The sequence below is a fragment of the Corynebacterium sp. CNCTC7651 genome, assembly GCF_021496665.1.
In the GTDB taxonomy this organism is placed as follows: domain Bacteria; phylum Actinomycetota; class Actinomycetes; order Mycobacteriales; family Mycobacteriaceae; genus Corynebacterium.
The window spans coordinates 884,592-900,346 of the sequence record NZ_CP071246.1 but is presented as its reverse complement, the minus strand read 5'-3'; the positions used below and the strand labels follow the sequence as shown (position 1 = coordinate 900,346).

Sequence of the window (15,755 nt, the reverse complement as noted above, 5' to 3'; positions counted from 1 at the left end):
TTGCTAGAACAACCGCAATTCGTTGGACTCGATGCCGCGCAGGGCATCATAATCCAAGGTCACGCAGCGGAAACCCCGGTCCTGAGCCAGGGTGCGCGCCTGCGGCTTGATCTCTTGCGCGGCGAACACACCCACCACGGGCCGCAGCAACTCGTCGCGGTTCAGCAGCTCCACATAACGGGAAAGCTGTTCCACGCCGTCGATGCCGCCGCGGCGCTTCACCTCCACGGCCACCGTCACCCCGGTTGCGTCCCGCGCCAAGAGGTCCACCGGACCAATCGCCGTCGGGTATTCGCGGCGGACCAGGGTGTAGCCGTCGCCAAGCACCGCGATGTGCTCGGCCAACAGTTCCTGCAGGTGCGCCTCCACCCCGTCTTTGACCAGGCCAGGGTCGGCGCCGAGTTCGAAACTTTCGTCGGAAAGCACCTCGGCGATACTGATCCGCAGCTGCTCCCCCTTCGGATTCTCCACGATCCAGAGCTGCTCGCCCGTGTCAGAGCCGTCGATGTCCACCACGCGCTCCTCGCGCACGGTGCACGGCGGTGTCATCCAGTTCAGCGGCTTGTAGGCGCGGTCATCCGCGTGGATGGACACCGAGCCGTCCGCCTTGACCAGGATGAGGCGCAGCGCCTCCGGCAGGTGGGCATCCAGCCTGCCGACGTAATCCACAGAGCAACGGGCGATGACAAGGCGCATGGGGCACTAGCCTACCCCCTCGCGCTGCAGGCGCTAGCGCTGCAGCCCCCACAGCTGCTGCCTCCTCGCGCTGCAGGCCCTAGCGCTGCGTCCGCCGCCCCCGGTTCGCCCGCTCCGCCAGCGCGTTCATGTCCTCGCGCTGCGTGCGGCTGTCCCCCGGTTCGCCCGCTCCGCCAGCGCGTTCATGTCCTCGCGCTGCGTGCGGCTGTCCGGCGCCGACTCCACCCAAGAAATCAGGGCCATCTCCACCGGCCGCGACCCCGCGAACTCGAAATCCCCCTCCGGGCCGCTGAGCTGCAGCACAGACTCGACATCCGGCATGATCTCGCGCTCCGCCTCCGTCACCTCGCGCATCCCGTTGAAGGTGACCTGGCGGCGGTCAATCGCCCGGTCATAGTTGAACGACAGCGAGCGCAGCTTGTAAAACCGCGCCTCTTCTCCCACGTAGCGCACCACCCCGTGGCGCCAGCCGTGCACCCCCTCAGCAGGCAAACTGCGCACCAGCCCCTGCGCCCCCGCGTCGCGGAACATCGTGAACCGCCACACGCCCGCGAAACCAGCGAGCGCGCACAACAACACAAGCAGGTAGCCGACAATCTCCATCTACATGCCCTCCGGTCAGCGCGTTTCGGTTTAGCTTAGTCCTCCCCGGCGCTGGTTCGGGGCTTTTCGCTTTACGACGTTCGTCGATACGCAAACTGCCCCCGACCCAGCGTGACACTGGGCGGGGGCAGTCCGCGAAAGATGAGGCAGTCGAAGGGCCTACTTGGAGGCGCGGCGCACCGCGGCAAGCTCAGCTTCGGAGCGTGCTTTGGTCACCTCGTCCTCGTCGTTCAGGCCGCTCTCCGCAGCAGCGGAATCGACCTCGCTGGCGAAGACCGCGTAGTCCGCGAGGACCGTGACGCGGTCGCCCTGCACTGCAAGGAACCCACCCTGCACGGCGGCGACAATGCGGTCGCCGTCGAGCGGGCGGATGGTCACCACACCATTGTCCTTGAGCTGGCCAAGGAACGGCTCGTGACCGGGCAGGATGCCGATCTCACCTTCGGTGGTCTGCGCGGTGACAATGCTTGCCTGGCCATTCCAGAGCATGCGGTCAACCGCAACCAGTTGAGCGGTAAGTTCAGCCATGGTTTACTCCTACGCTTCCTGCAGCTTCTTGTAAGCCGCCTCGACATCGTCGAGACCGCCGAGGTTGTTGAACGCCTGCTCCGGGTAGGCGTCGAACTCGCCGGAGGCCAGCTTGTCGAAGGCCTCGATGGTCTCCTCGAGCGGCACGTAGGAGCCCTCGTCGCCCGTGAACTTCTTTGCAACGAAGAAGTTCTGGCCCAGGAAGCGCTGGATCTTACGTGCGCGCATAACGGTGATCTTGTCCTCTTCGGACAGCTCATCCATACCGAGGATGGCGATGATGTCCTGCAGCTCCTTGTTCTTCTGCAGGATGGCGATGACCTTCTGAGCAACCTCGTAGTGGCGCTCGCCCACGATGCCCGGCTCCAGGATGCGGGAGGTCGAGGTCAGCGGGTCCACAGCCGGGTAAATACCCTTGGAGGCGATGGAACGGGAGAGCTCGGTGGTTGCATCCAGGTGGGCGAAGGTGGTCGCCGGTGCCGGGTCGGTGTAGTCATCCGCCGGCACGTACACGGCCTGCAGGGAGGTAATGGAGCGGCCCTTGGTGGAGGTAATGCGCTCCTGCAGCACACCCATCTCGTCTGCCAGCGTCGGCTGGTAACCCACGGCGGAAGGCATGCGGCCCAGCAGGGTCGACACCTCAGAACCAGCCTGGGTGAAACGGAAGATGTTGTCGATGAACAGCAGCACGTCCTGGTTCTGCACATCGCGGAAGTACTCCGCCATGGTCAGGCCGGACAGGGCCACGCGCATACGGACTCCTGGCGGCTCATCCATCTGGCCGAAGACGAGGGCGGTATCGGGCAGCACGCCCATGTCCTCCATCTCCAGGAACAGGTCCGTACCTTCACGGGTGCGCTCGCCCACGCCGGCGAACACGGAGGTACCGGAGAACTCACGCGCGATACGCGTAATCATCTCCTGGATGAGCACGGTCTTACCCACACCAGCACCGCCGAAGAGGCCGATCTTGCCGCCCTTCACGTACGGGGTGAGCAGGTCGATGACCTTAATACCGGTCTCAAGGATCTCGGTCTTACCCTCGAGGTCCTTGAACGCCGGCGGCTCGCGGTGGATACCCCAGCGCTCGCCGTCCTGGCCCACCGACGGGTCGTCCAGGCACTGGCCCAGTGCGTTGAACACGTGGCCCTTCACCTGGTCGCCCACCGGCACGGAGATCGGGTTGCCGGAGTCCGTCACCTGTGCGCCGCGGACAAGGCCGTCGGTCGGCGCCATGGCGATGGTGCGCACGAGGTTGTCGCCCAGGAACTGGGCAACCTCGAAAATGATGTCGCGGGACATTTCGCCGAGGTCGATGTGGACCTCGAGTGCGTTGTAGAGCGCAGGCAGCTCGCCGCGCGGGAACTCCACGTCGACGACTGCACCGATGACGCGGACGACGCGGCCGTTCTCAGAACCGCGCGGGTTCTGAGTGTTCTCGACGCGTGCCTCAGCGACCTGGACCTCAGCCTGAGTCGTGGCCTCGCCCGCCGCCTCATCGTTGCGCTCAGCAAAGTTGTGAGCAGTAGTCATGATTTAGTCACTTTCTTCGCTACCGGACAGCGCGCCAGCGCCGCCGATAATCTCGGTGATTTCCTGGGTGATCTTTGCCTGACGGGCTTGGTTAGCCTCACGAGACAGGTTGTTTGCCAATTCGGTCGCGTTATCGGTCGCGTTCTTCATGGCCGTACGACGGGAAGCGGACTCCGATGCGGAAGACTCCAAGAAGATGGAGTACAGCGAACGGGACACGTACACCGGAAGCAGCTCATCCATGAGGGTGTCCGGGTCCGGCTCGAAAGCCATATCCGGCGCGACGCCCTCGTGCGGGGTGAGCATGCTCTCGTTTTCGTACTCGAACTCTTCCAGCACCGGCTCGATCGGCAGCAGCTGGTGCACACGCGCCTCCTGCGACAGCATGGAGACGAACTCGGTGTACACCACGTGCACCTGGTCGAAGCCGCGGACTTCCTGGCCCTCGGCACCGGTGATGCCCTCGCGCCACTTGGTGGTGCCCTCGGAGCCAGCCATGAAGCCGTCGATCATGTGGCGGCGCACGTCGTGGGTGGTCTCCCACGCCGGCTGCTGGGACCAGCCGGTCCACGCACCTGCGATGTCCATGTCGCGGAACCGGTAGTGGGTGACACCCTTGTTACCGGTCACGTACCGCACAACCTCATACCCTGCGTCGGTAAGCATGCGCTCAAGCTGCGCAGCCTTTTTCAGCACGTTGTGGTTGTAGCCGCCGGCCATACCGCGGTCAGAGGTGACCACGAGGATTGCTGCGACTCGGCCGTTCTCACGCTCGTGGAGCATGGGGTGGTCGAGGGAACTCGCAGCCGCGAGGCGTTCCATGACGTCCTTCAGCTCGTCCGCGTACGGCTTTGCCGCGGCGACGCGCTGCTGGGCCTTGGTGATCTGCGAAGTCGCGATCAGCTCCTGGGCCTTGGTGATCTTCTTCGTGGAGTTGACGGACATTCGGTCGCGCAATTCGCGAAGCGTTGCCATGGGTTACTTCCTCCCTTCCTTTATGTTGGGTTCCTTCATCTGTTCAGCAAACTGCGCAGACTTAGGAGCGGGCGACGACGTTGAGCTGGTTCTTGGACACCTGGCGGGAATCCAGCGCCTGTGCCTCCGGCTCGCGCACGATGCGCTCGCCAGACGTTGCCTGGAAGGTGCGGGCGAAGTCCTCGTTTACGCGCAGGATTGCAGCCTGGGACTGCTCGTCGAGCGCCTTGCCGCCGGCAATCTGCTCGTACACCTCAGGTGCGGTGGCACGGATCTGCTCCTGCAGCTCGCGCTCGTAGCGACGCACGTCCTCGACGGGAACGGGATCGAAGACGCCCTGGTTGGCTGCCCAGATGGAGACGATCTGGAACTCAACCGGCTGCGGGGAGTTCTCGGGCTGCTTGAGCAGCTCGACGAGGCGCTGGCCGCGCTCAAGCTGCTTCTTGGAAGCAGCATCGAGGTCGGACGCAAAGGCTGCGAAGGATTCGAGGTCGCGGTATGCGGCCAGGTCCAGACGCAGGTTACCGGCAACCTTCTTCATGCCCTTGGTCTGTGCGGCACCACCAACACGGGACACGGAGATACCCACGTCGATAGCCGGGCGGACACCCTGGTTGAAGAGGTCGGACTGGAGGAAGACCTGGCCGTCGGTGATCGAGATGACGTTGGTCGGAATGAAGGCACCGACGTCGTTCGCCTTGGTCTCGATGATCGGCAGCGCGGTCAGGGAGCCGGCGCCCAGCTCGTCGTTAAGCTTGGCGGCGCGCTCCAGGAGGCGGGAGTGCAGGTAGAACACGTCACCCGGGTAAGCCTCGCGGCCCGGCGGGCGGCGCAGCAGCAGGGAGATCGCACGGTAGGCCTCAGCCTGCTTGGTCAGGTCATCGTAGATAACCAGGACGTGCTTGCCCTGGTACATCCAGTGCTGGCCAAGGGCGGCGCCGGTGAACGGTGCGAGCCACTTGAAACCTGCGGAGTCGGATGCCGGAGCCGCCACGATGGTGGTGTACTCCAGGGCGCCTGCCTCCTCGAGGGTCTGGCGCACACCTGCGATGGTGGAGCCCTTCTGACCCACGGCGACGTAGATGCAGCGCACCTGCTTCGACGGGTCACCGGTCTCCCAGAACGCCTTCTGGTTCAGGATGGTGTCGATGCAGACTGCGGTCTTGCCGGTCTTGCGGTCACCAATGATCAGCTGGCGCTGGCCGCGGCCGATCGGGGTCATGGCGTCGATAGCCTTGAGGCCCGTCTGCATCGGCTCCTCGACCGGCTGGCGGTCGAGCACGCCGGCGGCCTGGAGTTCCAGGGCACGCTCTTCGTTGGACTCGATCGGGCCGAGGCCGTCGATCGGCTGACCCAGGGGGTTGATCACGCGGCCGAGGAAGTTCTCCCCAACCGGCACGGACAGGACTTCGCCCGTCCTCTTGACTTTGTCGCCCTCGTGGAGGGACTCGAAGTTACCTAGGACCACGACACCGATGGAGTCGGTCTCAAGGTTCTGCGCGACGCCGATGACGCCGTTCGGGAACTCGAGCAGCTCGTTCGTCATGCAACCTGGCAGCCCGGAAACCTGGGCAATACCATCTGCAGCCGAAGTCACCACGCCGACCTCCTCACGGGAGGCCTCCGCGGAGTAGCTCGAGGTGTAGTTCGCTATCGCGCTACGGATCTCATCGGAGGAGATCGTCAGCTCCGCCATGTTCTTCCTGCTCTCGGTAGATTCTTCCAGCATGTGTTCTTAGTATTGGGTCGTTGTCGTGGCGAGGTCGGTCCGCAGGCGCGCGATCTTGCCGCGCGTGGAACCGTCGATCTCCTCGTCGCCGACCCGGACGATCATCCCGCCGAGGAGGCTGGGGTCAACCTCGGAATGGATGGCCATCTCGCGACCGTAAATGTTCTCAAGCTTCTGTGCGAGGGCCTCGCGCTGGGAGGAGGAAAGCTCCTCCGCTGCGACGACGCGCGCCACGGTCTTGCCTCGAAGCTCTGCAACCTGCTCTGCGAGCGCTGCCAGATCATCCACCGGGTGGTGCTCGGGGCGACCGATCACCTGCAGCGCAAGCGCCTCGGTGAACATGGTCACCTTGCCGTAGATCACGCTGGCCAGAAGGCCGCGCTTCTGGGCTGCGGTTGCGGTGCGGTCGGACAGGAGCTGGGTGAGCTCCTTCTCCTGTTCAAGCAGGACGGAAAGCTCGTACAGCTCGTCCTCGACCTGCTCCAGCTGCCCCTGCGCCTCAGCGCCGCGCAGCAGTGCGCGGCGGCCCAGGTTGACCAGGCCAGCGCGGAACTCGCGCGGAGTGGACCACTCCTGCGCAGCAGCGGCGGTGATGATCTGCTTCGTTGGCTCGGCGACCTTCGCGCCGAAGACGTCCCCGATAATGCCTTCACGCTGGGAGGCCTCCAGGGAGGTGTCTGCGACAGCGACACGCAGCGAGCGCTCGGCGTCGAGCTGGTCCACGATGAGGAACAGTTCGGTGCCGACCTGCGCGGCAACGGCGACGGCGTTGTCGGAGTTCTGGATCAGCTGATCGAGCTGATCTGCAACGTGCGTCTGTGCTTCGCGACTAGCTGCCTTCATTTCGCCTACTTCCTCGTCGACACGTTGTCGAGCTCAGACAGGAAGTCGTCGATCGTGTTGGAGCGGCGGGTGGAATCCGACAGTTCGGTGCCCAGCAGGCGCTCGGCCAGGGTGATCGAGTTCTGTCCCATCTCGTTGCGCAGCTCGGAAACAACCTGCTCGCGGGATGCAAGCAGCTGCTTCTCGCCGGCCTCGATGATGCGGCGGGACTCTTCCTCGGCGCGTGCGCGGGACTCGGCCTCGATCTCCTTGCCACGTGCGCGCGCGGCCTCGCGGATCTCAGCCGCCTCGGCGCGTGCCTCGGCGAGTTCGGCGTTGTTCTTCTCCAGGGCAGCCTTTGCTTCCTTCTGGGCGACCTCAGCACGCTCGATGCCGCCCTTGATCCGGTCTTCGCGCTCCGCCAGCACTTCCTGGAACTTCGGAAGGACGTACTTCCAGAAGAGCAGGAAAACGATGAGGAAGACGACAAGAGACCAGACCACGTCGTACGCGGCCGGCAGGAGGATCGACGGCGTCGTCTCCAGCGGCAGCGTCTCGTGGCCCTCAGCGGCCACGATAAGTGCGTTGACGTTAGTCATAGGGTGCTCCTGATCTAAAAAGGGTTACGGGTTTAAAAGCGCGTGGTTCTTTTAGAACAGGAAGCCGGCAACGAGGCCGATGAGGGCGAGCGCCTCGACGAAGGCGATACCCAGGAACATGGTGGTACGGAGCTGGCCGGCCATCTCCGGCTGGCGTGCCATACCCTCGACGGTCTTGCCAACGAGCATGCCGATGCCGATGCCCGGGCCGATGGTGGCGAGGCCGTAGCCGATGGTGCCGAGACCGTTGTACTGGTTCACGGTGTTCACGGTGTCAGCTGCCTGAGCAAGAATGATGTCGTTCATGTGAAAGTCGTTCCCTTTCTTGGTGCGCCGCGGCTGTCAGGGTGTGCACCCTAAGCGGTTTTGAAAAAGTGCCGCATGCGCGAGTGACAGTGTGTGGGGTTATTCAGTTTGGCCGGTAGGTCGCGCTTTGTTAGTGCGCATCTGCGTGCAGCGATAGTTCGATGTACACCGCCGTCAGGAGGGCGAAGATGTACGCCTGCAGGAAGATGATGATCAACTCGTACAGGGTGAACAGGATCGCTGCGATCAGGGTCAGGCCACTTACCGCCGTCCAAGCGTTGAGCTGCCAGAAGAAGAAGTTCGTGGCGGAGTACAGCAGGACGAGGATGATGTGGCCGGCCAGGAAGTTCGCCATGAGACGAAGAGCCAGGGTGACCGGGCGCAGAATGAAGGTCGAGAAAATCTCGATGGGCACCACCAGAAGGTGGAGTGCCGGGGGCAACCCCGGAATCACAACCGAGTGCTTGAAGTAGGCCAGGCCGTAGCGCTGCACGCCCGCGTAGATCATCGCCACGTACGCAACACCCGCCAGCACGATCGGCATACCGATACGCGCGTTCGGCGAGATGTTGAGGCCCGGGATGATCGTGGCCGCATTCATGAACAGGATTGTGAAGAAGACGGTGGCGATCACCGGAAGGAATCGCTTGCCATCCTTCTTGCCCAGCGTGTCTTCGGCGATGTGGACGCGGACAAAGTCCACGCCCAGCTCGGCGAAGTTTTGCAGACCCTTAGGAACCAGCTGCGGCTTCCTAAAGGCGATAACAAAGAGGAGCACCAGGATGGCCGCCACGAACAGGCGGACAATCATGATGCGATCCAGCGCGAACCAACCATTGGCAAAGTTTTCACCAATGAACTGGCCGTACGTGTGCCCCGGGAAAAATTCTGGACCAAGCTGGGGTGCGTGGAAACTACCCTTCATGGCCAAAGTTGTAACGCTCAGCGTTCTCTCCCGTTCTCGGGCCGCATCCGAGTGAGAATGCGGTGCGATGGACGTCTTCACGAAGACTGTCTCCGCGGCGGACTCCGTCGCACATCTGCTACCGCGGGACAGGGGATGTTTCTCTCGGCGGCGCTGCCCGTAGCGTCGGGCATCCCCTTCCTCAAGTAAACCCAGCGGATAGCCTAACAGGTGAGGCCCATTTTTCCCGTTTTAGGGGGACTTCCCACGAGCCCCAGCTCACCCCCACCGGCGCCCGCCGCAAAGTCGGCAGGTACAGGCCCCTTTTACGGTTCTGTTATCTCAATCACAGGCGCACTTCGGGGGCCTTTTGCTTGACGACGCTCCCCCGAACCTACGACCCGATATACGCCGTCCGCGAGGTGATTACACCCCATGTCTCGGCGGCGAGTGCAACGACGAGTGCGGCGATCGTTGTCACGCCGAACGCGGTGCCGTCGTAAAAGCTGTACTGCTTCAGCCAGAGCAGCAGCAGGACCAAGATCACCATCTTTACCAGCCAGCCGCCCAGCACCACCGCCATAGTCGCGGTGGGCGAAGAGTTGGAGGTGGCCAGCACAGTCAGCGCCGTAGCCAGCACAAAGCCGCCGCCGATGCCAACGCCCATCAGCACACCCCAGATGCCGGGCAGGTCCCGCGCGGCGCCCCACCCCATCAGCGAGAGCACCGTGAGCACCACCAGCGCCCACCCGCCGAACTTCAGCGCGCGCTGAAGCGGCAGGCGGTGGTCCTCAAACTCCGCGGTGTCACGCACGGTGAGATCGGGCGTGGTGGAATCCTGCTCAGGGTTCGTCATGGGCGTTTATCCTACCCGCGGCCCGATCTTGCCCTTCGCCAACGGCACCAGGGTGGCAATGAAGGCGGTGAGCAAAGCAAGCGTCGTAAAGCCCAGTGCGTAGCGGGTGGGCACGACGGAGAAGCTCACGGCGCCGAGTGCCACGGCGGAGATCCACATGTAGAGCACCAGCACGGTGCGGCGGTGGGTGTGGCCGAGCGCCAGGAGGCGGTGGTGGAAGTGGCCCGCGTCCGCCTCCCACGGCCGCTGCCCGCGGGCCAGGCGGCGCACCACGGCCCACAGCAGGTCCAGCACCGGCAGGGCAATTGCGGCAAGCACCACAATGACCGGGCTCATCAACGCCACCAGGTCGGCCGCGCCGTACAGCGACATGTTGATCTTGCCGGACGCGGAGACGGACGCCGCGGAGAGCATGAGCCCGATGAGCATCGCGCCGGAATCCCCCATGAAAATGCGGGCCGGCTCGAAGTTGTGCGGTAGGAACCCGGCGCAGATGCCCACCAAGGTCGCGCAGATGATCGCGGGCGGGTACGCGGAGACGGCGCCGCCCTGGTCGTGGAGCACGGTAAGCGAGAACAGCAGGATCGCGGAGCCGGCAATCATGCCCAGCCCGGCCGCCAGGCCGTCGATGCCGTCCACGAAGTTCACGGCGTTGATCAACATCACCGTGAACAGTGCGCTCAACGCCACCCCCTGGACTTGGTCCAGAATCAGGGTGGTTCCGCCGCCAAACGGCAGGTAGAAGACGGTGAACACAATGCCCAGCAGCGCCATCAGTACCGCCGCGAAGCACTGCCCCACCAGCTTCGCCAGCGCGCCGAGCTCATAAAGATCATCCACCACGCCCACCAGGACTATGGCGAACGCGCCAGCGACCACCGCCGTCATCTCGGGCGTAACCGGCTCGAATCCGCGGGTCAAGGCTGGAAGCTGCTGCGCCAAGAAGATCGCGCACACCATGCCGGTGAACATGGCCACCCCGCCCACGGACGGCGTGGGCTGCGTGTGCACATCGCGTTGGCGAATCTCCGCCACCCGGCCAGTACGCACCAGCACGGAACGCACCAGGCCGGTGCACAGGTAGGTAATCGCGGCGGCCACAAGCAGCACGAGGCCCAGCTCGCGCATTGGCACGCCGGCGCCGCCCACCTACTTCCTCCGCAGCTGCTCGGGGTCGAGGCCCAGCACCTCGCCGATCCGCTCGGCGGGGATCGCGCCTTCACGCAGAATCACCGGCGCGCCGGAGGAAATGTCCACGATGGTGGAGGGCTCGCCCACCTGCGCCGGACCGCCGTCAAGATACACACCCACCGCGTCGCCGAACTGCTGCTTCGCCTCCGCGGCGGTGAGCGCCGGCGCGTTGCCGGAGATGTTGGCGGAAGACACGGCCATCGGGCCCGTCTCCTGCAGCAGCTCAATGGCCAACGGCTGATTCGGCATCCGCAGCAGCACCGTGCTGCGGGTGTCCCCCAGGTTCCACGGCAAGCTGGGCGCCTCCGGCACGATGATGGAAAGCCCGCCCGGCCAAAACGCCTCCACCAGCGTCTTCGCGGTGTCGTTGAACTCGCGCACCAGGCCCTGGATGGTCACCCAGGAGCCCACCAGCACCGGCACCGGCATGTCCGGCCCGCGGCGCTTCGTGGCCAAAAGCTGCGCCACCGCGTCGTTGTTGAACGCGTCCGCGCCAATGCCGTATACGGTGTCCGTGGGCAGAACCACGCACTCCCCCGCGCGCACTGCGTCCGTGGCGGCGCGCAGGCCGTCCTCGCGGCCCTGCGGGTTCAGGCAGTTAAAGATCGTGCTTGCCATAGGGGCCAACCTTACTCGCCGTGACAAACCGCGCCCTGTCCGTGAGGTCGTTCAGGGGCGAGACGCCGGTGAAGTGGCCGTCGGCAAGTAGCAGCTCCTGGGTGGCAAGGGAAGTGGTGTCGTCGTGCTCGATGCCCAGCCAGCCGCCGGGCGCGAGCAGGCGCGCGGCCACCGGCACGAGCCCGCGGATCGCCTCCATCCCGTCCGCGCCGGAGAACACGGCCTCGTGCGGGTCGCGGTACACCTCCGGCTCCAGCTCCCCCGTCTCCGGCACGTACGGCGGGTTCGCCACAATCAGATCCACGCGCCCATCCAGCTCGCGGAGCAGCTCGGGGTCCGTCATGTCCCCGGGCACAATGCTTATCGACGTTCCATTTCCCGCCGCATTACCCTCCGCGTAGTGTCTCGCCGTTTCGGAGCGCTCGACGGCGATGACCTGGGCATTCGGGTGGGCCCGGGCGATGGCGATGGCGAGCGCGCCAGAGCCGGTGCCTAGGTCGACGACGGTCGGCCGCGCGGTGAAAATTTCGGCGCCCATGCCGGTTTCCATGCCGGCAAGCCGTTCAATCGCCCACGCCGCCAGCACCTCAGTTTCGGGACGCGGAATGAATACGCCGGGGCCCACGGTGAGCGTAAGTTCGCCGAAGGGCGCGGTGCCGATGATGTGCTGCAACGGTTCGCGATGCGCGCGGCGGGCGATGGCGCCGTCGAAGTCCCGCGCAAAGCGCTCCGCTGCCTCACCTTCCGGTTCCGTGAACGCCACCTCGAGGGGGCGCACGCCCAGAAGGTGGGCGGCGATCAAGCGAGCGTCGACAAGCGGGGTGGGCACCCCGGACTCCGTGAGCCTGGCAGCGGCGGCCGCCACCAGCTCGCGCGGGGTGCCGGGCCTGCTATTCGGCCTCAAGGCGCTCCTGGCGCTCGTGCGTCTGCAGCGCGCCGATCAGATCATCCATGTTGCCGTCCAACACCGAGTCAAGGTTGTTGGCCTTGTAGTTGATGCGGTGATCCGAAATGCGGTTCTCCGGCCAGTTGTAGGTGCGGATGCGCTCGGAGCGGTCCATGGTGCGCACCTGGGACGCGCGGCCCTCAGCCTCGGCGGCCTCGGCCTTCTCGCGCTCCAGCTGGTCCAGGCGGGCCTGCAACACCTGCATGGCGCGGGCGCGGTTCTGGATCTGGGAACGCTCGTTCTGGCAGGTCACCACAATGCCCGTAGGCAGGTGGGTGATGCGGACAGCCGAGTCGGTGGTGTTCACGCCCTGGCCGCCCTTGCCGGAGGAACGGTACACGTCGACGCGGAGATCCTTCTCGTCGATGTTCACGCTCTCCACCTCGTCCGGCTCCGGGAAGACGTAGACACCGGCGGCGGAGGTCTGGATGCGGCCCTGAGACTCAGTCACCGGGATGCGCTGCACGCGGTGCACGCCGCCTTCGAACTTGAGCTTGGACCATGCGCCGTCGCGCGACGGGTTCTTCGACTTCACAGCCACCGTCATGTCCTTGACGCCGCCGAGGTCGGACTCAGCCACGTCCAGCACTTCCCAGGTCAGGCCATTCTTCTCGCAGAACTTCTGGTACATGCGGGCGAGGTCGCCGGCGAACAGCGCAGCTTCCTCGCCGCCGGCACCGGCCTTGAGCTCCATGATGATGTCATCGCCATCGTGCTCGTCGCGCGGGGCCAGCAGGTCAGCGAGTTCCTCCTCGAGGCGGACGATCTCGCCTTCCAGGCGAGTCGCCTCCTCGGCGAACTCCTTGTCCTCCGCCGCCATCTCGGCCGCGGCCTCGTGGTCCTCGCGAGCCTGGTTCAGCTCGGTGTTGACCTTAATAATCGGCTGCAGCTCCGCGTAGCGCTTGGACAGTTTGCGGAACTGGTCCTGATCCGCGGCCACATCCGGGTCGCCCATCTGGGCCTGGATGCCCTCGTACTCCGCGACGTAATCGTCAACGAGGGAGACGTTCGATGCGCCAGCCATTAGACGTAGTCCTCCTCAGTCTGGCTAGCCACCATCGGCGCGGAGTTGGCCACACCCATGAGGAACTCGCCGTTGGTCTTGGTCTTCTTCAGCTGCTTGATCAGCATGTCGATGGACTGCTGCGGGTCAAGCGCGGAGAGAATACGGCGCAGCTTGTGCATGATGCGCGCCTCCTCCGGGCTCATCAGCAACTCATCCTTGCGGGTACCGGACGGGTTGACGTCCACAGCCGGGAACACGCGGCGCTCCGCGATCTTGCGGTCCAGCTTGAGCTCGGCGTTGCCGGTGCCCTTGAACTCCTCGAAGATCACGGTATCGCCCGCGGAACCGGTCTCCACCATGGCAGTTGCGATGATGGTCAGCGAGCCGCCCTCCTCGATGTTGCGGGCCGCGCCCAAGAAGCGCTTCGGCGGGTACAGCGCGTTGGAGTCCACGCCGCCGGAAAGGATGCGGCCGGATGCCGGCGAGGAGTTGTTGTACGCGCGGCCCAGGCGGGTGATGGAATCCAGCAGGACCACTACGTCCTGGCCCATCTCTACGAGGCGCTTCGCGCGCTCAATGGCCAGCTCCGCCACAGCGGTGTGCTCTGACGGCGGGCGGTCGAAGGTGGAGGCAATCACTTCGCCGCGCACGCTGCGCTGCATGTCGGTGACCTCTTCCGGGCGCTCATCCACCAGCACCACCATGAGGTAGCACTCCGGGTTGTTGGTGGCGATCGCGTTGGCGATGTTCTGCAGGATCGTCGTCTTACCGGCCTTCGGCGGGGACACGATCAGGGCGCGCTGGCCCTTACCAATCGGCATGACCAGGTCGATCACGCGGGTGGTCAGGATGTTCGGCTCCGTCTCCAGGCGCAGGCGCTTGTTCGGGTACAGCGGCGTGAGCTTGTGGAACTCCTTGCGCCCCTTCGCCTCCTCCGGCGTCATGCCGTTGACGGAATCCACGCGCACCAGCTGGTTGAATCGCTGGCGGTTGCGGCCGTTGCCGTGGGAGTGGCCTTGGCCGTTGGCGCGCACTTGGCCGACGACGGCATCGCCAGAACGCAGACCGTTCTGGCGGACCAGCTTGTTGTTCACGAAGACGTCAGCGGAGTTCTGGCGGTAGCCCGTGGTGCGGATGAAGGCGGTGTTGTTGTCCACCACGTCCACGATGCCGGCGACTTCCTGCAGCTCCTCCGGCTCGAAGTTCTGGTTGTCGCCCTGGTTGTCGCGGGAGTTGTTGTCCCGGTTGTTGTCGCGCCCGCCCTGGTTATCACGGTTGCGGTTGCGGTTGCGGCGCCCGCGGCGACCGCGGCGGTTACCGCCGTCATTGTCGTCGCGGTTGTTATCGCGGTTGTCCCGGCCGTCGCGGTCGCGGTTGTTGTCGCGCCCGTCACGGTCTTCACGGTCCCCGTCACGGTTGTTATCGCGGTTGTCGCGGTTATCGCGGTTGCTGCGGCCACGGTTATCGCGGTCGCGGTTGTCTCGGCCGTCTCGGTCGCGGCCCCCATTGCGCTCACGGCCGCCGCGGTCGGCATCGCCGCCGTCGTGACGCTCGTCCTGCTCGGAACGCTCAGTGTGCTCCCCCTCGCGCTCGTCACGGCGCTCGTCACGGCGCTCGTCCGGACGCTCGGCACGCTGACCGCGGGTTTCACCCTGCTCGCGCGGCTCACGCTCCTCGCGTGTCTCTGCGGTCTGCTGCGTGTCCTCGCCGCCCTCTTCATGCTGAGCGCGGGAGCGGTTGCGGCGCGCGCGGCGGGCGGCAGCGCGGGATTCGTGGCGCTGTTCCGCCTCGGAGGACACCTCCGAGGCGCCGTTCTCGGAAGCACCGCTGTCGCCAGCACCGCGCTCCTGGCCGCCCTCGTGCGCGGCAGCCTCGCGCGCACCGGCCTGGCGCGGCTCGTCGTTACCAGCCGGCGCCCCAGCACCGGCAGCGGTACCCGCCCCAGCCTCAGCCTCGCGGGCTGGTTTAGCCGCGGCCTTCGCCGGTACCTGGCCGGTGGTAATTGCTTGAATCAGTTCACCCTTGCGCAGGGTGGATACCCCCTTCAGCCCCTGCTCAGACGCAATCTTGCGGAGCTCTGGAAGCTTGAGTGCAGCGAGGTCGCGGCCGTTAGCCGCGTTGCCCGTTTCGGTCACGGATGTCCTTTCGTCGCCACCCCGCGGGGCCAAGCTGCCCTCCCCGGGGCCGGTCGGGATTGTATTCCCGCGCCGGAGGCGTTCGTGTGCAAAAGTCTGTGCAAATTGTCATTTCCCCGCGAGCCGCGTCCACGACGGCGCAATCGCCACCGGCAACGGGTGTGAATTCACAGGGGCGGATCTCGCCGCGCGCATCCCTCGCTGCGGGAGGCGGGTCGCGTCCGGGGCCGCTGGCGGCGGCTTCCACAGACCCCGCAGGTTTCCGCAAAATCTCGGTGCGGGGATCCTGCCGGACACTATAGCGCACC

General features: G+C 65.3%; 16 protein-coding genes. All 16 read right to left on the bottom strand.

Annotated features, from left to right (window positions below):
* Positions 1-3: 3 nt before the first annotated feature.
* The 16 genes from nucS to rho all read right to left on the bottom strand — a co-directional run bounded on the left by nucS (position 4) and on the right by rho (position 15,447).
* Complete coding sequence (nucS, locus tag JZY91_RS04380; RefSeq protein ID WP_234948732.1) at positions 4-696, bottom strand: endonuclease NucS; 693 nt, start codon at positions 694-696, stop codon at positions 4-6.
* Between the two features lie 126 nt (positions 697-822).
* A complete protein-coding gene (locus JZY91_RS04375; protein ID WP_234948730.1) occupies positions 823-1,299 on the bottom strand; it encodes a DUF2550 domain-containing protein in 477 nt (158 codons plus the stop codon).
* Positions 1,300-1,458: 159 nt separating this feature from the next.
* Positions 1,459-1,827, bottom strand: a complete 369-nt coding sequence (locus tag JZY91_RS04370) for a F0F1 ATP synthase subunit epsilon (RefSeq protein ID WP_234948729.1) — start codon at positions 1,825-1,827, stop codon at positions 1,459-1,461.
* 9 nt (positions 1,828-1,836) lie between these two features.
* The gene (gene atpD / locus JZY91_RS04365; protein ID WP_234948728.1) at positions 1,837-3,360 is read right to left on the bottom strand and encodes a F0F1 ATP synthase subunit beta; all 1,524 of its coding nucleotides are present in this window, start codon (positions 3,358-3,360) and stop codon (positions 1,837-1,839) included.
* Between the two features lie 3 nt (positions 3,361-3,363).
* On the bottom strand, positions 3,364-4,335 hold the full coding sequence (locus JZY91_RS04360) for a F0F1 ATP synthase subunit gamma (RefSeq protein WP_234948727.1): 972 nt from the start codon (positions 4,333-4,335) through the stop codon (positions 3,364-3,366).
* Positions 4,336-4,396: 61 nt separating this feature from the next.
* Positions 4,397-6,064 carry a F0F1 ATP synthase subunit alpha gene (gene atpA, locus JZY91_RS04355; RefSeq protein ID WP_234948726.1) on the bottom strand — a complete coding sequence of 556 codons (1,668 nt, stop codon included), beginning with the start codon at positions 6,062-6,064 and terminating at the stop codon, positions 4,397-4,399.
* A 6-nt stretch (positions 6,065-6,070) separates the two neighbouring features.
* On the bottom strand, positions 6,071-6,907 hold the full coding sequence (locus JZY91_RS04350; RefSeq protein ID WP_234948725.1) for a F0F1 ATP synthase subunit delta: 837 nt from the start codon (positions 6,905-6,907) through the stop codon (positions 6,071-6,073).
* Between the two features lie 5 nt (positions 6,908-6,912).
* Positions 6,913-7,485 carry a F0F1 ATP synthase subunit B gene (locus JZY91_RS04345; protein WP_234948724.1) on the bottom strand — a complete coding sequence of 191 codons (573 nt, stop codon included), beginning with the start codon at positions 7,483-7,485 and terminating at the stop codon, positions 6,913-6,915.
* Between the two features lie 51 nt (positions 7,486-7,536).
* The gene (locus JZY91_RS04340) at positions 7,537-7,791 is read right to left on the bottom strand and encodes an ATP synthase F0 subunit C (protein ID WP_234948723.1); all 255 of its coding nucleotides are present in this window, start codon (positions 7,789-7,791) and stop codon (positions 7,537-7,539) included.
* A gap of 130 nt (positions 7,792-7,921) precedes the next feature.
* The gene (gene atpB / locus JZY91_RS04335) at positions 7,922-8,716 is read right to left on the bottom strand and encodes a F0F1 ATP synthase subunit A (protein ID WP_234948722.1); all 795 of its coding nucleotides are present in this window, start codon (positions 8,714-8,716) and stop codon (positions 7,922-7,924) included.
* Between the two features lie 373 nt (positions 8,717-9,089).
* Positions 9,090-9,551, bottom strand: a complete 462-nt coding sequence (locus tag JZY91_RS04330; RefSeq protein WP_234948721.1) for a hypothetical protein — start codon at positions 9,549-9,551, stop codon at positions 9,090-9,092.
* Positions 9,552-9,557: 6 nt separating this feature from the next.
* Complete coding sequence (locus tag JZY91_RS04325; protein ID WP_234948720.1) at positions 9,558-10,700, bottom strand: glycosyltransferase family 4 protein; 1,143 nt, start codon at positions 10,698-10,700, stop codon at positions 9,558-9,560.
* Positions 10,701-11,360 (bottom strand): L-threonylcarbamoyladenylate synthase, encoded by a 660-nt coding sequence (locus JZY91_RS04320; protein WP_234948719.1) that lies wholly within the window; start codon positions 11,358-11,360, stop codon positions 10,701-10,703. It lies immediately after the preceding gene.
* A complete protein-coding gene (gene prmC / locus JZY91_RS04315; protein WP_234948718.1) occupies positions 11,341-12,264 on the bottom strand; it encodes a peptide chain release factor N(5)-glutamine methyltransferase in 924 nt (307 codons plus the stop codon). The genes JZY91_RS04320 and prmC overlap by 20 nt, the downstream gene beginning before the upstream one ends.
* Positions 12,251-13,330 carry a peptide chain release factor 1 gene (gene prfA, locus JZY91_RS04310; RefSeq protein WP_234948717.1) on the bottom strand — a complete coding sequence of 360 codons (1,080 nt, stop codon included), beginning with the start codon at positions 13,328-13,330 and terminating at the stop codon, positions 12,251-12,253. Before prfA ends, prmC begins: the two co-directional genes overlap by 14 nt.
* Positions 13,330-15,447 (bottom strand): transcription termination factor Rho, encoded by a 2,118-nt coding sequence (gene rho, locus JZY91_RS04305; RefSeq protein ID WP_234948716.1) that lies wholly within the window; start codon positions 15,445-15,447, stop codon positions 13,330-13,332. Before rho ends, prfA begins: the two co-directional genes overlap by 1 nt.
* Positions 15,448-15,755 lie beyond the last annotated feature (308 nt).

Bases quoted from the DNA above. Each gene is read 5' to 3' on its own strand.
- nucS (WP_234948732.1), bottom strand. From the start codon at position 696: ATGCGCCTTGTCATCGCCCGTTGCTCTGTGGATTACGTCGGCAGGCTG.
- JZY91_RS04375 (WP_234948730.1), bottom strand. From the start codon at position 1,299: ATGGAGATTGTCGGCTACCTGCTTGTGTTGTTGTGCGCGCTCGCTGGT.
- JZY91_RS04370 (WP_234948729.1), bottom strand. From the start codon at position 1,827: ATGGCTGAACTTACCGCTCAACTGGTTGCGGTTGACCGCATGCTCTGG.
- atpD (WP_234948728.1), bottom strand. From the start codon at position 3,360: ATGACTACTGCTCACAACTTTGCTGAGCGCAACGATGAGGCGGCGGGC.
- JZY91_RS04360 (WP_234948727.1), bottom strand. From the start codon at position 4,335: ATGGCAACGCTTCGCGAATTGCGCGACCGAATGTCCGTCAACTCCACG.
- atpA (WP_234948726.1), bottom strand. From the start codon at position 6,064: ATGCTGGAAGAATCTACCGAGAGCAGGAAGAACATGGCGGAGCTGACG.
- JZY91_RS04350 (WP_234948725.1), bottom strand. From the start codon at position 6,907: ATGAAGGCAGCTAGTCGCGAAGCACAGACGCACGTTGCAGATCAGCTC.
- JZY91_RS04345 (WP_234948724.1), bottom strand. From the start codon at position 7,485: ATGACTAACGTCAACGCACTTATCGTGGCCGCTGAGGGCCACGAGACG.
- JZY91_RS04340 (WP_234948723.1), bottom strand. From the start codon at position 7,791: ATGAACGACATCATTCTTGCTCAGGCAGCTGACACCGTGAACACCGTG.
- atpB (WP_234948722.1), bottom strand. From the start codon at position 8,716: ATGAAGGGTAGTTTCCACGCACCCCAGCTTGGTCCAGAATTTTTCCCG.
- JZY91_RS04330 (WP_234948721.1), bottom strand. From the start codon at position 9,551: ATGACGAACCCTGAGCAGGATTCCACCACGCCCGATCTCACCGTGCGT.
- JZY91_RS04320 (WP_234948719.1), bottom strand. From the start codon at position 11,360: ATGGCAAGCACGATCTTTAACTGCCTGAACCCGCAGGGCCGCGAGGAC.
- prfA (WP_234948717.1), bottom strand. From the start codon at position 13,330: ATGGCTGGCGCATCGAACGTCTCCCTCGTTGACGATTACGTCGCGGAG.